The sequence below is a fragment of the Natrinema limicola JCM 13563 genome (genome assembly GCF_000337475.1).
GTDB classification, from domain to species: Archaea; Halobacteriota; Halobacteria; order Halobacteriales; family Natrialbaceae; genus Natrinema; species Natrinema limicola.
Window position 1 is genome coordinate 46,766 of the sequence record NZ_AOIT01000015.1, and the last position, 12,994, is coordinate 59,759.

The 12,994-nt window shown below is 65.1% G+C and carries 11 protein-coding genes; 7 read left to right on the forward strand and 4 right to left on the reverse strand.

The features are described from left to right. Positions 1 to 317: 317 nt before the first annotated feature. Entirely contained in the window at positions 318 to 1,721 is a 1,404-nt protein-coding gene (locus C476_RS01675) for a geranylgeranyl reductase family protein (protein WP_008009216.1), read from the reverse strand. A gap of 156 nt (positions 1,722 to 1,877) precedes the next feature. Between C476_RS01675 and C476_RS01680 the strand changes: the two genes are divergently transcribed. Continuing rightward, a complete protein-coding gene (locus C476_RS01680; RefSeq protein WP_008009217.1) occupies positions 1,878 to 2,213 on the forward strand; it encodes a 2Fe-2S iron-sulfur cluster-binding protein in 336 nt (111 codons plus the stop codon). Positions 2,214 to 2,467: 254 nt separating this feature from the next. Here the strand turns inward: C476_RS01680 and ftsZ are convergent, their stop codons facing one another. Further along, positions 2,468 to 3,631 carry a cell division protein FtsZ gene (ftsZ, locus tag C476_RS01685; RefSeq protein WP_008009220.1) on the reverse strand — a complete coding sequence of 388 codons (1,164 nt, stop codon included), beginning with the start codon at positions 3,629 to 3,631 and terminating at the stop codon, positions 2,468 to 2,470. Between the two features lie 158 nt (positions 3,632 to 3,789). Further along, positions 3,790 to 5,142, reverse strand: coding sequence for a D-aminoacyl-tRNA deacylase (locus C476_RS01690; protein WP_008009222.1), 1,353 nt, complete (start codon positions 5,140 to 5,142; stop codon positions 3,790 to 3,792). A 115-nt stretch (positions 5,143 to 5,257) separates the two neighbouring features. On the opposite strand from C476_RS01690, the gene C476_RS01695 reads away from it, so the two are divergent. Together C476_RS01695 and C476_RS01700 are read left to right on the forward strand one after the other, a co-directional pair. Then, positions 5,258 to 7,291: a bacterio-opsin activator domain-containing protein gene (locus tag C476_RS01695; protein ID WP_008009224.1), complete on the forward strand. Its 2,034-nt coding sequence runs from the start codon at positions 5,258 to 5,260 to the stop codon at positions 7,289 to 7,291. Positions 7,292 to 7,429: 138 nt separating this feature from the next. Then, positions 7,430 to 8,419 (forward strand): DUF7344 domain-containing protein, encoded by a 990-nt coding sequence (locus tag C476_RS01700; protein ID WP_008009225.1) that lies wholly within the window; start codon positions 7,430 to 7,432, stop codon positions 8,417 to 8,419. On the opposite strand, the gene C476_RS01705 is transcribed toward C476_RS01700, so the two are convergent. Continuing rightward, positions 8,397 to 9,353, reverse strand: a complete 957-nt coding sequence (locus tag C476_RS01705) for a calcium/sodium antiporter (RefSeq protein ID WP_008009227.1) — start codon at positions 9,351 to 9,353, stop codon at positions 8,397 to 8,399. The genes C476_RS01700 and C476_RS01705 overlap by 23 nt on opposite strands. Positions 9,354 to 9,532: 179 nt before the next feature. Between C476_RS01705 and C476_RS01710 the strand changes: the two genes are divergently transcribed. The 4 genes from C476_RS01710 to C476_RS19280 all read left to right on the forward strand — a co-directional run. Then, complete coding sequence (locus C476_RS01710; RefSeq protein WP_008009229.1) at positions 9,533 to 10,336, forward strand: shikimate dehydrogenase; 804 nt, start codon at positions 9,533 to 9,535, stop codon at positions 10,334 to 10,336. Positions 10,337 to 10,410: 74 nt separating this feature from the next. Continuing rightward, positions 10,411 to 11,031, forward strand: coding sequence for a helix-hairpin-helix domain-containing protein (locus C476_RS01715; RefSeq protein WP_008009231.1), 621 nt, complete (start codon positions 10,411 to 10,413; stop codon positions 11,029 to 11,031). A 141-nt stretch (positions 11,032 to 11,172) separates the two neighbouring features. Beyond that, the gene (locus tag C476_RS01720) at positions 11,173 to 12,840 is read left to right on the forward strand and encodes an anthranilate synthase component I family protein (RefSeq protein ID WP_008009233.1); all 1,668 of its coding nucleotides are present in this window, start codon (positions 11,173 to 11,175) and stop codon (positions 12,838 to 12,840) included. After that, positions 12,824 to 12,994 (forward strand): glutamine amidotransferase-related protein (locus tag C476_RS19280; protein WP_449289254.1); only part of this gene is annotated, 171 nt, incomplete at its 3' end. The genes C476_RS01720 and C476_RS19280, both read left to right, overlap by 17 nt.

The window sequence follows — 12,994 nt, forward strand, 5'->3', positions numbered from 1 at the left end:
GGACGGCTCAAGCAACGCGAGAGCCGTCCGACCCGGGGGCAGGCGGTTACCCAGATACTGACCGCGAGCGAACCCGACGGGTGAGCGAGCGGGCCGACGACCGACCCGGAGGGGAGGGAGGAGTGTCTTCGTGAGCGGAGCGAACGAAGGCTCGGAAGTCGCAGCCTGCGAGTGATAACGAGCAGGATCTTCTTCCGGTGCTTTTGATCGACCCTAAGCGGGAGCGAAGCTCCAGCGAGGTCCGAGAGAGCTTCGCTCTCTCGAGATTTTGCCGAGCGAACGAGCGGCGCGAGTGAGCGCAGCGTAAAAGGTCGTTCTTAGTACTTGGGCTCTGCCCCAGTCGTCTCGTAGACCTGTTCCATGAGGTCGTCACGGCGTTGTTGCCAGTGCTCGAGTGCGGCGGGGTGGTGGGGATACCCTTCGTAGAGCTCGAGGAGGTCGTCGGCCCGACGTTTGGTCTGGAAGAGCGTCCAGATCGTCCCCCAGTGGCCGCGGCTGTTGAGCAGGCTTTCGATGGCGAGTTTCGGGCCGACGCTCGTACTCCCCGAGTACAGCGCCTCTGCGAGTTTCTCGCCGGGCATCGCGGCGAGCAGTCCCATCAGGTCGTCGACGTCGACGGCCGTCGAGAGGATGTTGTAGACGTCCAGGGCGGCATACCGGGCGCCGAAGTGGTCCATGACGCGTTCGTTGTACTCCCAGAGGGCCTTCTCGCTGACGTCGCCGGTCTCGAGTGCGTCGATCGCGGCCTCGCCGGCGTACTTGCCGCCGTAGGCGGCTCCGGCGATCCCGCCGCCGGTCGTGGGGTTGACGTGGCCGGCGGCGTCGCCGATGGCCATGTAGCCCGGATGGACGGCCGAATCGTAGGGCCGCCGGGTGGGGAGGGCTGCGCCGAGTTTGTCCTCGACCTCGGCATTCCGGAACTCGGGGCGGGTCTCGAGGTCGCGTTTGAGGTCGTCGACGAGTTTCATCGGCTCTTCGGTCATCTGGAAGCCCAGGCCGGCGTTGATCTCCGTCTCCGTGCGCGGGAAGTACCAGAGATAGCCTGCGGCCCGTTCGGTCGGCTTGAAAACGAGCGCGTCGTCCCACTCGACGGGTTCCTCGACGTGGACGATCTCGCGGTAGGCAGAACAGAAGTGCGTATAGTTAACGTTCGTATCGAACGAGGAGGCCGAGAAGTCGACGTGATCCTGGAGGACGGACAGCGAGCCCGCGGCGTCGATGACGATGTCGGCCTCGTAGGTGAGCGGGTCGCCGTTTCGGATCGCTTCGACACCGGTGACGCGACCGTTGTCATCCTGAAGGACGTTTTTGACGACGGTGTCATAATGGAAGTCGACGCCGACGTCGCCGGCCCCGTCGATGATCCGGCGGCCGTACTCCCAGCGGTCGATAACGGCCAGTTCGCCGGGGATCGGGATCTCGAGGACGGTATCTTCCTGTGGGATCTCGAAGCGACCGTGATCGACGCCCGTATTCGTAAAGGCGGGCTCGAGTTTCGATTTCGGAATCGCCTCTGGGAAGCTGTCGGCACCCTTCAGCGCGTCGCCGCAGGCGATGTGGCCCGCTTCGGATTCTGGCTTTCGCTCGAGGACGACGACGTCGTACCCTTCCCGTGCGATGGTCGCTGCGGCGTAGCACCCTGCCGTTCCGGCACCGACGACGACCACGTCCGGCGACTGCGTCTTCGGCGTCGTGGCGGCCGACTGCTCCTGCGTACTCATATCAACACTGTGGACGCCGCGGTAAGAAAACGTTTTATCAAGCGGTTGGCCGCGATCTGTGGCTGCTCCGGTGACGAACCAGCGCGCTGGAATCGGTCGGTTTGCTCCCCTGCAATGAAATAAAGAGTTTTAGTGAGGTCCGCCGTACCGAACCGTATGACTGAGTATACGGTCGAGTTCGTCGGGACGGGTGAGACGATCACCTGTACCGACAAGGAGACGATCCTCAGCCGGTGTCTCGAGGAGGGGATCGCTCAGGAGTACTCCTGCCGAGTGGGGATGTGTCTGGCCTGTTCTGCCGAAATCGTCGAAGGTGAGGTCACCCAACCCGCTGCCCGCGGCCTGACCGAAGCAGAAGCCGAAAACTACGCGCTGACCTGCATGGCGCGTCCACAGTCAGATCTGAAACTCGACCGTGGCAAATATCCGCCAAGCATCGAGGACGATCTCGAGGCCGATAGCGGACGCGACGGCGCAGTTGCCGACGACTGAGACGGTTTGCTGTACCGATGTTCCGGTGCAACGCAGGGCGGTCGCGGTCCCACCGGCAATGACTGATAGGAGCCCGTCTGAGGCCCGTCGGCTGGACCACGTTCTCGGCGATCCACACGACGGATCGCGGGTGTGCCGGCACTGACAGCGGTTCGTCTCGAAGCGTGGCGACTGGGCGACCGAAGAGAACGCGAGAGAAACGCGGAGGCTGGGCTGGGACTCGAATCGCCGACGCGGCGCGCCTCGAGGCGCGATTACTCGACGAAGTCGATGTCGTCACCGCCTGCTCCTGCGGGCTGGACGGCTTCGCCGTCCTGACGACCGTATATCTGGGGCGACTCGACGCCCGTGACGACGATCATCGTCCGCATGCTGCCCTCGAGACTCTCGTCGATCGAGGTCCCCCAGATGATGCGGGCGTCGGGGTCGATCCGGTCGTAGATCTCCTCGACGACGCCTTCGGCTTCCTCGATGGCCATGTCGTTGCCGCCGGTGACGTTGACGAGTGCGGAACTCGCACTGGAGATATCGACGTCCAGCAGCGGCGAGCGAAGCGCGGTTTTGACCGAATCTTCGGCTTTGGCTTCGGAGTCGGCTTCGCCGAGACCGATCATAGCGACGCCACCTCGTTCCATGACGGTACGCACGTCGGCGAAGTCTAGGTTGACGAGTCCGGGTTTCGTGATGAGTTCCGTGATGCCCTTGACGCTCCGCATCAGGACCTCGTCGGAGACCTTGAACGCCTGACGGACGGGCAGTTTGCCCACTGAATCGAGCAGGCGGTCGTTGGGGACGACGATGACGGTGTCGGAGACATCGCGCAGGCGCTCGAGGCCGGCCTCCGCGTTGGTTCGGCGGACCTCTCCCTCGGCGGTAAAGGGTGTCGTGACGATCGAAATCGTGAGTGCGCCAGCCTCGCGGGCGGCTTTGGCGACGACGGGCGCAGAGCCAGTGCCGGTGCCACCACCGAGCCCGGCCGTGACGAAGACCATATCGGAGCCGTCGATGGCATCGTAGATGTCCTGCTGGCTCTCGAGGGCGGCTTCTTCGCCGACCTGGGGCAGGGAGCCAGCCCCGCGGCCGCCGGTTTTCTCTTCGCCCATCAGGATCTTGGTGTCGGCTTCGATCTCGACTAAGTGCTGGACGTCGGTGTTGGCGGCGACGAGTTTCGCGCCGTGGATCCCCTCCTCGTGCATACGGTTGACAGTGTTCCCGCCGGCACCGCCACAGCCGACGACCGTGATGTCGGTCTGGAGGTCCTGGAGAACGTCTTCCAGTTCGTCGTCGGTCATCGTCCCGGTCTGTCGGCCGTCCGACGACCCGCCGCCGGACGACTGCCCGTCCTGGGGTGCGTCGTCGGGAGCCGTGGCCGCCCCGTCTTCGGCCTCGTCGATTGCGTCGTCGATGAGAGAGTCCATTCTTGCTCCTGTCTAAACAATGGAGCATAATTACCTTTCCCCTACACGTCAGCCGCCTGTCTGACACGTTCGGACGATCGTACGGATCTCATTGCGTGAACGTCGAATCCACGAGCAGCCCTCGAGTAATACTCTCTTACTGTCGGTTTCCCGTTCAGTCAGATCTGAAATCGGTGCGTTCGCTCGGTTCGAACTCTCTCGGGACTGACCGTTTCTCCGTCGACGGTCACTGACTCGCCGTCGGCGAGTGCGCCAAACTTCGGTCCTTCTGGAACGCCGGCCTCGCGTGCCAGTTGTGGATCGAAGGCCGTCTCTTCGGCAACGATGGCGTCATCGTCGATCCACACGGCGTCGTACTTCTCCGCGAGGACGGCAGCCAGATCCTGAATTATCTTCGCTCTGGGTCCGCTCGAGTCTTTGGTGGCGATGTCGTCAGTATCGGGAACGGCCACCTGCGAGCCGACGCGGCTCCCTCCGTTTTCGGTGGCGAACGCCACCGTGTTCGCCGCGACGGTTTCACGGACGCGGTCGGGATCGATCCCCTGTGCGACGCTGAGGAGATCGGCCGGAAGCTCGACGACAGTGAACGACTCGGCGAGCCGCTCCCCGAAGCGGATTCCATCGTCGACGGCACCGAGCTCGGTTTCGACTGCGTCGACGACCTCGAGCGGCCGGTCGTCGACCTCGCGGAGCCACGTCTCGCTGACGAGCCGGTAGTCCAGCTCCTCGAGTGTTTCCTCGAGTACCGGCCACTCGCCATCGAGCAGCGCGACCTCGGCATCGCTCGCCTCGAACGCGCGCTCGAGCACGTCGCGGTGGGCCGTCGGATGGCCCATCGCCTCGAGCGCCCAGTCGGCCGCGACGTGGCCGACCGCCCACGAAGTCTCGCGGACGACCCGTCCGAACCGGGGGGCGTAGTGGTTGCCGCCGAAGCCGACGACCTGTCTGTCACGATGTGGCACAATGTTTCGTAGCTCGAGGATGGCGCGGGCGACGGCGTCGGCACCGGCGGGATCGTCCCACTGTTCGTCGCCGCTGCCGAGTTCGGCAAAGAGCGACGGACACCCTACCTCGGAGGGGCCGTGGTGGGTACATTCCATGCCCACGTCGTACTCGGCGGGTGCGTACTCCTCGAAGGCTGCGAGCAATTCGGCCAAGGCGTTCGGTGCGGCATCGGCCAGCGCGTCGGGCTCGCCGCCGAACTCGGCCGGGCCGAAGTTGCCCGTGAAATGGCCGGTCAGCAGCGGGCCGGTATCCCCCGAATGGCGCGAGGCGAAGACGAGCAGGTCGGGGTCGCAGTCGAAGGCGTCGGCAGGACGCTCGAGATCGATATGCAACGCGTCGAACGACCGCAGGACGGCTCCGTCGGTCCGGTAGTAGGTGCCGCCGCCGTCGGCTGCCGGCCGGCTGTCGTCGGTTCGCTGGGTCCAGTCGGCGCGCTCGCGGAGCCGGTCACAGATGTGCTCCGAGGCGCGGTCGGCGTGGCTTTCGACGATCGCGAGCGTGGTCATACCCGTGCTCGTGGGTTGTCGGCGTTAACGTCGCCGGTTTCCATCTGCTGGTGACGGTGACCCGCAACGTTTCATGTGTGTAGATAACATACACGTAATATAGGATGACTGACTAATGACCGATAACTCGTCGGATCGAACTGTCACGTCTGGGGAGCAGTCGTTCGAGTTCGACCTCGAGATCAGCGAGTTGAGCGCACTCGTCAGCGATTGTGCCATCGCGCTGTTCGATGCCGACGGGTTCATCACCGAGTGGAATTCGGGCGCGCGCCATCTCACGGGATACGATGCGGAGACGATCGGTGGCGACCACTACCGGTCTCTCTTTCCGACAGATGCTCGCGAGGACGGCCGTCCGGACCGGTTGCTCGAGCGAACACGTGCCGAGGGAACTGTCGAAGACGACGGCTGGCGACTCGGGGACGGCGACAGTCGGATATGGGTCTGTGAGGTCATCGCCACGATCCGTGCGGATGGCGATGTCGGCGTTCCGGTCGCGTCCGCAGCCGACTTAGATGGGTATCTCTGGTTCGTCCGCGACCGAACAGCTGATCACGGGCGAGCACGCGAACTCCGCGAGGAGAAGGCGTTCACAGAGAGCGTGCTTCGCGCACAGCCGGACATCCTCTATGCCTACGACACTGACGGGAATCTGATCCAGTGGAACGAGCAGTTCGAGCGCGTAACCGGCTACGACCCGGAACCACCCAGTGACGTCGATCCGCTGACGTTCATCGCACCCGAAGACCGCGACCACATCGGCGACGCGATCGAGCGCATCCTCGAACATGGCGAGCGTCTCACCGCTGAAGGTCGAGTTCTCGCGACCGACGACGACCGAATCCCCTACGAGTTCAACAGCGCCAGAATCGTCGACGACGGCGACGTCCTCGGCTTTACCGGTGTCGGCCGCGACATCAGCGACCGCAAGGCTCGCGAACGCGAACTCGAGCGCCTCGAGCGACTCAACGCGGTGATTCGGACGATCGACGACACGATGGTCACGGCAGACACCCGCGACGAGATCGAAGCTGCGATCGTCGACACGTTCGCAGCCAGCGAGGGCTATCGATTCGGTGTCATCGGTCGGGCCCGAGGTGTCACGACGGGTGAGGGACACTCGTGGGAGCCGACTGCTCGAGGCGGAATCGACGCGGCTGGCGCGGACGGTTGCTCGTCGTTCGTCGATCCACCGGTCGACGCCGACGGCGAGTCGGCACTCGAGACGCGAACCGTCCAGCGGTATCGAGCGCTCCGCGATAGTTCGATCGAGCAATGGCGACACCACGCACGCGAACACGACTACGGCGCCGTCGCCGTCATTCCGATCGCTGCGAGTAATCAGCCCCTCGGCGCGCTCGTAATCGGCACGGCCGAGCCGTCGGCGTTTCCCGATCGGGAACGGGAAGTGCTACAGGAGTTCGGCGGCACGATCGGACACGCGATCAACGTGATGGCAGTCCGTCGGCTGCTCTATCAGGATTCCGTCGTCGAACTCGAGTTCGAGTCGACCGATCGGGGCGACGCCTGTATTCGGCTCTCCGACGAACTTGGCTGCGAACTGTCGGTCGACCACGTCCTCCCGCTGACCGGTGAGGTGTTCATCTATTATTTGACCGCATCAAACGTCGATCCCGATCGTGTACGCGAGCTCGCTCGCGACGATGAGGCGATTACGGACTACCGGCTCATCGACGCCGATAGCGACGAGAGCTACTGGGAATGTGTCGTTCGCAACGCGACGATCGCCGAAACCGTCACCGGTTACGGCGCACGGCTGCAGTCGAAGACCGTCCGCGACGGCGTCGCGAAACTCACGGTTCAGGTCAGTTCCGATGTAGCGCTCCAGGAATTCGTCGACACGATTACGTCTGCCTATCCCGACAGCAGGCTCCGCTCGAAACGAACCGTCGAGCGACCGGTCGAGACGCGCGGCGACTTTCGACGCACCGTCGAATCGATGCTGACCGACAAACAGCGCATGGCACTCGAGTCGGCATATCACGGCGGCTACTTCGAGTGGCCATCTCGACACAGCAACGCAGAAGAGATCGCCGATCAACTCGGGATCGCTCGGCAAACCTTCCACCAGCACCTCAGAGTCGCACAGGCGAAGCTGCTCTCGGCGTATTTCGGCGACGCCGACTGAGACAGCCGACTGGCCGTCGTTTGCAGACCCGATGTCGGGAGTCGCAGCTATACCAAGGCCACTGGTGACATCTCGCATTCGCCGATACCAGAGCATGCTGGTATACACCTTTCCCCCGCCCGGTGTCTTCCTCCGGTAATGAGCCCGCCACCGTCCACCGAGCTGACAACCGCGTTGGACGTGCTCGCAGAGCCGCGACGCCGATATCTCCTTGCGACGCTGCTCGAGCACGCGGACGCAGCCGAAACGGACGCCCCGCTGGCGTCGGAAGGGATGTCGATCGACGCGCTTGCAACTGCGGTCGCGACGATGGAACACGGCTCCGCGCCCGTCACTGACGAGCAGTCCGGTCGCGTCCGACTGACGCTGGTCCACGCCCATCTCCCGCGGCTGGTCGACGCCGGGTTAGTGGTGACACATACTGACGGCAACGCGACAACAGTCGCTCTTACCGACCACCCACTGCTCGAGGCCGAGTGGGTTCGGTCGATCCTCGCCGACCCGACCGGCGAGGCGTTTCCGGCCGACGAGACGACGCTGAACCGAACGCTCGAGGCGCTTCGCAGCCCGCGTCGTCGAACCGTCTGTACCGCCCTCGCAACGCAGCACGAGGCCGTCCCCGTTTCCGATCTCGCCGCGACAGTCGTCACGCGAGGGGCTGACAACGGGGCGGGGAAGGTCGACGTCACAGAGTCGGCACGTACTGCCGTCGAGACGTCACTCGTCCACGAGCATCTGCCGGCACTGTCGGCGGCGGCCCTCGTCGAGTACGACGCGGCGGCACGGACGGTCGCGCTTGCGATCGACGCACCCCTGTGGCAAGCCGACTGGGCGACCGACGGACCGCTTGCAGCCGTTGCCGAGTTCGTACGCCACCGTGCCGCGCAGGGCGATGTGGCTACTGCAGCGCACGATTCGGATCGAACGACGGCTGACGCGACGCCATCGGCCGAGCCACCCACAGACGTCACGCCAACGGAGACAGCGGCCGCATCGACGACGGGATCGTCGGCAACGACCGACGATCGGCTGCTCTGGACGCTGGCACGACCGCCTGCTGGCCGATCGTCATCGCGATCGGATCAGGTCCGGAATACCCCGTCGATCACGGAACGAGAAGAGCGATAAAGCCAACGTAGCTGCCGACGAGGATTACGCCGTCGAGTCGCGTAAGCTGTCGCCGATAGCCCATCAGTCCGACCAGCAGGACGGTGAAGGCGACCATAATCGGCAGCTCAAACCGGAGCGTCGCGGGCTCGATCTCGATCGGCGTGATCAGGGCCACGATGCCAAGCACCGCGAGGATGTTGTAGATGTTCGACCCGACGACGTTCCCGACAGCGAACGACTCGTGGCCCCGGATCGCGCCGACGACCGAGGCCGCAAGCTCCGGCAGCGACGTCCCGAGTGCGAGCACCGTCAGCCCGATAACGAGATCCGAGACCCCAAGGGCCGATAGCAGTCCCGTCCCACCGGCGACGAGCCATCGCGAGCCGATCACGAGCACGACCAGCCCACCAATGACGAGCGCTCCATCCCAGGCCCGGGCCGATACTCCCGACGCCGCTGACGCGTCGGGCTCGTCGATCATCGGCGCGGACTCCGCGTTCGCGTAATGGAGGATCATCGCCGTAAATCCCGCGAGCACGACCAGCAAGAGGACGCCCTCGAGCCGGCCGACCCGTCCGTTCGCGCCGAGTGCGACCAGCAAGAGCGCGGCAAGCACCATGACGGGGACGTGGCGACGGATCACCTGATCGCTGATCTGCAACGGCTTGATGAGCGTGGCGACGCCGAGTACCAGCCCGATGTTCGCGATGTTCGAGCCGACGATCGTCCCGAGGCCGATATCGCTCGAGACACGTAGGGCACCGATCGCCGAGACGAACAGTTCGGGCGCGGTCGTCGCGAAGGCAATCACCGTCACGCCGACGGTCGCCGCATGGAGCCCGATGCCGAGTGCCAGCCGTCCCGCGCCCGCGACCAGCAATTCGGCACCGCCATAGAGTGCGACGATCCCACCCACCAGCAAGAGGAGGTCGAGGGAGGTTCCGGAGAGCATGGCGGCGGCTACTCGAGACGGGGCTAAAAGCCACGCGAAACGGCCACCGGTCGCGGAACGGCTCGCGTGGGTCGTTGCGTGAGCGGGTCGAAGCCACACGAGATTGACACTGGCAACGCCGCCGGAAAGCCAGACCGATTATAGTCCCACCACCCCGACTGACAATCCGAGAGATGGCTATGGACGTGTACGGCTTACTCGGCAATCCGGTCGGCCACTCGCTGTCGCCGCCGATGCACGAGGCCGCCTACGACGAACTCGGACTCGAGGCCCGCTACGTGACCTTCGAGCCCGACGAAGACGATATCGAAGACGCGATCGCCGGAGCCGACGCCCTCGGGATCGCCGGGCTGAACGTGACGATCCCGTTCAAACAGGATGCCCTCGAGATCGTCGCCCCCGAGGACTTGGCAGCCCGAATCGGCGCAGTCAACACGATCGACTTCTCGGGCTCGGGGCCGCCAACGGGCTACAACACCGACGCTGTCGGCGCGTTACGTGCGCTACGTGACCACGACGTCACGATCCAGGATGCGCGGGCGGTCGTCGTGGGTGCCGGCGGTGCCGGTCGGGCAGTCGCGTTCGGACTCGCGGATGCCGGTGCGACAGTTGCGATCGCGAACCGAACCGAGTCGAAAGCACACGCCCTCGCCGAGGAGGTGCCCCGCGCGACTGGCCACGGACTCGGAGACCTCAAGCGACTGGTCACCAACGCCGACGTGGTGGTCAACGCCACGAGCGTGGGGATGGAATCGGACGCGACGCCGGTTCCCGCCGATGCACTCCACGAGGATCTCGCCGTCCTCGATGCGGTCTACAGCCCGCTCGAGACGCGACTGCTGCGCGATGCGGCCGACGCTGGCGCGACGACTGTCGACGGCGCATGGATGTTGCTCTATCAGGGTGTCGAGGCGTTCGAGATTTGGACCGGCCGGGACGCACCTGTCGACGCGATGAACAACGCGCTTCGCTCGCGTCTGTAGGCCGCTGGCGGGCACGGTCGAAACACTGACAGTATCAGGCGAATTTAAGTGTCGGAACAGACTACGTCGATATAATGGCACTCCTCCAGAAGCTGAAGTCCCTGTTGGGATTCGGCGGGTCGGACTCGGAGCGAAAGCGCTCTCGAGAGGTCGGGGTAACGGTCGAACGAGAAGCGGCGGACGACGGACCTGAGACCGCCACAGCTCAAGACCGGACGGAGGACGTGCGTGCCGAACCGCCACAGTCGGCTACTGCGGGGACGGCGGACGACACACCTGAGCAGCCGACCGACGTTGACACATCTACGGAACCCGCTGTCGATTCCGAGACAGCGGCTGAAGCCGAGTCGGCCGACGACACTGACACCGACCTCGAGGGTGACGCCGAACCAGCAGTGGACGCCGAATCCGAACAGGTCGAACCGGAGTTGGACGACGAGACGGAACCGGAACCCGAACCAGAACCGGCTGTCGAACCCGAGTCCGAGCCGGACGTGGAGCCAGAACCGGAAGTGGAAGCGGAACCAGTCACCGAGATTAAAGGTATCGGCCCGGCCTATGCCGACCGCCTCGCCGGAGCGGGCGTCGAAACCGTCGCCGAACTCGCCGCGTCGGACGCCGCCGAACTTGCCGACCAGACCGACATCTCCGAGAAACGCATTCAGGGCTGGATCGACCGCGCCGAAGTCCGGTAACGAATCGGCCAGACACCCGTCGAATCCCACCTCACGTCATCGTTTCACTGCCCCCATCACTGCCTGCTTGTTTTCTGCGCTGTCGCCCACAACAGCCCCGAAATCGCAAGAGGATTACCCACCGACTCCGTCCCGCTCGACATGAGCGATCCGCGCGTCGTGACGACGCTCGACTCGTTTCGCGCCGCCGCATCCAGCCGTGGTGGGGCGGCTGCGGACCGGGCCGCATCGTCGGCACCGAGCGGCCACCGCGTTCCCGTCGAAGTCCGCGTGCCCGTTAGCGATCCGTTTCTCGCCTATCGCCGCGCCCGCGACGGCGACGGTGGCGCGTTCCTCGAGACGACCGGTGGCCAACCCGGCTGGGGCTATTTCGGCGTCGATCCCGTCGAGCGACTCACGGTCGGTCCCGACGCCGTTTTACGAGTACAGAACGATCAATCGCCGACGCTGGCCGCACTCGAGGGGCTGCTCGCAAACGACCGCCTCGCCCGCGGAGAGTGTGACGTTCCCTATCCCTGCGGTGCCATCGGCTGGCTCTCCTACGACGTGGCCCGTGAACTCGAGTCCCTGCCCGAGTCGGCCGTCGACGACCGAGGACTGCCTCGGCTCGAGGCTGCGGTCTACGACCGCCTCGCGGCCTGGGAGGAGCCGGCCCAGGGAGGGGTGACGCTGCGGATCACGGCCTGCCCGCGGGTCGGCGACGGTGAGACAAACCTCGAGGCAGCCTACGAGCGCGGGCGCGAGCGAGCCCTCGAACTCGCCGACGCCGTCCGCGACGGTGATCCCGAAATCGGGGAGCCGCCGGTCTCACGTCCCGACGCGACCTTCGAGAGCGATTGTGGTCGCGAGGCCTTTGCCGATCGCGTGCGACAGGTCAAGAAGTACGTCCACGACGGCGATACCTTTCAGGCGAACATCTCTCAGCGGCTGGTCGCACCCGCTGCGGTCCACCCCGTTGCCGCCTATGACGCCCTGCGACGGGTTAATCCGGCACCCTACTCCTGTTTGCTCGAGTTCCGGGCAGCCGATCTGGTGAGCGCGAGTCCAGAACTATTGCTCGAGTGCGAGGGACTACAGCCTTCGGAACCAGCGAGCGGCGCGGGGCGCAAACGAAGTGAGCGCCCCGATGAGACGAGCGGGAAGGAACGACCCGCGAGCGCACAGCGGCCACGAGCGCGCGACGGCGCGTTCGTCCGGACGGAACCCATCGCGGGGACGCGACCGCGCGGCGAGACGCCGGACGAAGACGCCGCCCTCGAGGACGACCTGCTAGCCGACGAGAAGGAACGCGCCGAACACGCGATGTTGGTCGACTTGGAGCGCAACGACCTCGGAAAGGTCTGTGCGTACGGCTCCGTCGACGTCGCGGAGTACCGCCGGATCGACCGCTACTCGGAAGTGATGCACCTCGTCTCGAACGTCACGGGCCAATTGCGCCCGGACGCGACGTTGTCCGACGCCATCGCGGCGGTTTTCCCCGGCGGGACGATCACTGGCGCGCCGAAACCGCGGACGATGGCGATCATCGACGAACTCGAGGCGACCCGTCGCGGCCCCTACACGGGAAGCGTCGGTATCTTCGGCTTCGACGGCCGGGCCACGCTGAATATCGTCATCCGGACGCTGGTCCGCCACGCAGATGAGTACCACCTGCGGGTCGGTGCAGGCATCGTCCACGACTCTGACCCGACCAGCGAATACGACGAGACCCTCGCTAAAGCCCGCGCGCTCATCACGGCAGTCGACGAGGCACTGGGCGAGCGGGCCGAACTGGGGCTCGAGGGGAATTGGGGTGAAGGGCGTGAGTGACCGCAGCAAACGGTTGCTTGTCATCGACAACTACGATTCGTTCGCGTACAACCTCGTCCAGTACGTCGGCGAGGTAGCCGACGAGGTCGTCGTTCGGCGCAACGACGAAATCGACCTCGCGGGCGTGCGCGACCTCGAGCCGACGGGGATCATC

Excerpts from the sequence above, each read along its gene's own strand:
- C476_RS01675 (WP_008009216.1), bottom strand. The coding sequence starts at position 1,721 with ATGAGTACGCAGGAGCAGTCGGCCGCCACGACGCCGAAGACGCAGTCG.
- C476_RS01680 (WP_008009217.1), top strand. The coding sequence starts at position 1,878 with ATGACTGAGTATACGGTCGAGTTCGTCGGGACGGGTGAGACGATCACC.
- ftsZ (WP_008009220.1), bottom strand. The coding sequence starts at position 3,631 with ATGGACTCTCTCATCGACGACGCAATCGACGAGGCCGAAGACGGGGCG.
- C476_RS01690 (WP_008009222.1), bottom strand. The coding sequence starts at position 5,142 with ATGACCACGCTCGCGATCGTCGAAAGCCACGCCGACCGCGCCTCGGAG.
- C476_RS01695 (WP_008009224.1), top strand. The coding sequence starts at position 5,258 with ATGACCGATAACTCGTCGGATCGAACTGTCACGTCTGGGGAGCAGTCG.
- C476_RS01700 (WP_008009225.1), top strand. The coding sequence starts at position 7,430 with ATGAGCCCGCCACCGTCCACCGAGCTGACAACCGCGTTGGACGTGCTC.
- C476_RS01705 (WP_008009227.1), bottom strand. The coding sequence starts at position 9,353 with ATGCTCTCCGGAACCTCCCTCGACCTCCTCTTGCTGGTGGGTGGGATC.
- C476_RS01710 (WP_008009229.1), top strand. The coding sequence starts at position 9,533 with ATGGACGTGTACGGCTTACTCGGCAATCCGGTCGGCCACTCGCTGTCG.
- C476_RS01715 (WP_008009231.1), top strand. The coding sequence starts at position 10,411 with ATGGCACTCCTCCAGAAGCTGAAGTCCCTGTTGGGATTCGGCGGGTCG.
- C476_RS01720 (WP_008009233.1), top strand. The coding sequence starts at position 11,173 with ATGAGCGATCCGCGCGTCGTGACGACGCTCGACTCGTTTCGCGCCGCC.